The organism is Microvirga tunisiensis (genome assembly GCF_009296175.1).
Lineage (GTDB): Bacteria > Pseudomonadota > Alphaproteobacteria > Rhizobiales > Beijerinckiaceae > Microvirga > Microvirga tunisiensis.
In genome coordinates, this window is record NZ_VOSK01000791.1 from 1 (window position 1) to 1,221 (window position 1,221).

General features: G+C 62.5%; 1 protein-coding gene. It reads left to right on the top strand.

The annotated features are described in order from the left end of the window. Positions 1-947: glucose-1-phosphate adenylyltransferase (locus tag FS320_RS43695; RefSeq protein WP_152718691.1), on the top strand; the 947-nt coding region annotated here is incomplete at its 5' end. Between the last annotated feature and the right edge of the window lie 274 nt (positions 948-1,221).

The following is a 1,221-nucleotide window of genomic DNA, read 5'->3' on the forward strand; positions in this document are numbered from 1 at the left end:
CGATGTGGTACGAGGGCACGGCCGATGCGGTCTACCAGAACATCGACATCATCGAGAGCTATGCCCCTGAGTTCATCGTGATCCTGGCCGGCGACCACATCTACAAGATGGACTATGAGGTCATGCTTCAGCAGCATGTGAGCCAAGGGGCTGACGTGACCGTCGGCTGTCTTGAGGTGCCGCGCCTGGAGGCGACCGGCTTCGGCGTGATGGCCATTGACGAGACCGACCGCATCGTCTCGTTCCTGGAGAAGCCTAAGAACCCGCCCGGCATGCCGGACAACCCGGACATGGCGCTGGCCAGCATGGGTATCTATGTCTTCACGACCCGGTTTCTGCTGGATGAACTCAGGCGGGACGCGGCCGAGCCAGGCTCCAGCCGTGACTTCGGCAAGGACATCATCCCGTATCTGGTGAAGCACGGCAAAGCCGTCGCCCATCGCTTCACACACTCGTGCGTGCGGTCGTCGGCTGAGACGGAGGCCTACTGGCGGGATGTCGGTACGCTGGATGCCTACTGGGCAGCCAACATCGATCTGACCCAAGCCACGCCGGGTCTGGATCTCTACGACACGGCTTGGCCGATCTGGACCTATGCCGAGATCACGCCGCCGGCAAAGCTGACGCGGGATGGATCCGGGCGAGGAGAGGCGATCGACTGCGTCCTCTCCGGCGGCTGCATCGTATCAGGAGCCGTCTTGCGGCGGTCGCTCCTGTTCACCGGAACTCGTGTCCACTCCGGCGCCCATCTGGAGGACGCTGTGGTGCTGCCCGGAGTTGAGATCGCCCCGTCTGCCCGACTGTCCAAGGTCATCGTTGACCGTGGCGTGCACATCCCGAAGGGACTTGTCGTGGGAGAGGATCCGGATCTTGACGCGCGACACTTCCGGCGCACGGACAGTGGCATCTGCCTGATCACGCAACGCATGCTCGATCGGCTCGAATAGCAATCCTGGGCTTGCCCCTCTGTTGACCGGCCGCCGGCACTATCAGGCGTGGGAGCTCGTTTGAACGGCAGACTGACAATCCCATCATCATGGCTCGCGGCTGCTGTTGTGGCGATGGATGCAACAGAGCACTAAGCGTCGATGGGACTAGGGCGTGTCTGCAAAGGGGTTCCATGAGGAGCTTGGAGTTCCCATTTATCCAACGTGACACGTTACGAGTTGACGGACCGGCAGTGGCAGCGCCTTGAGCCGCTTCTGCCGCCCGAGCGGCCGC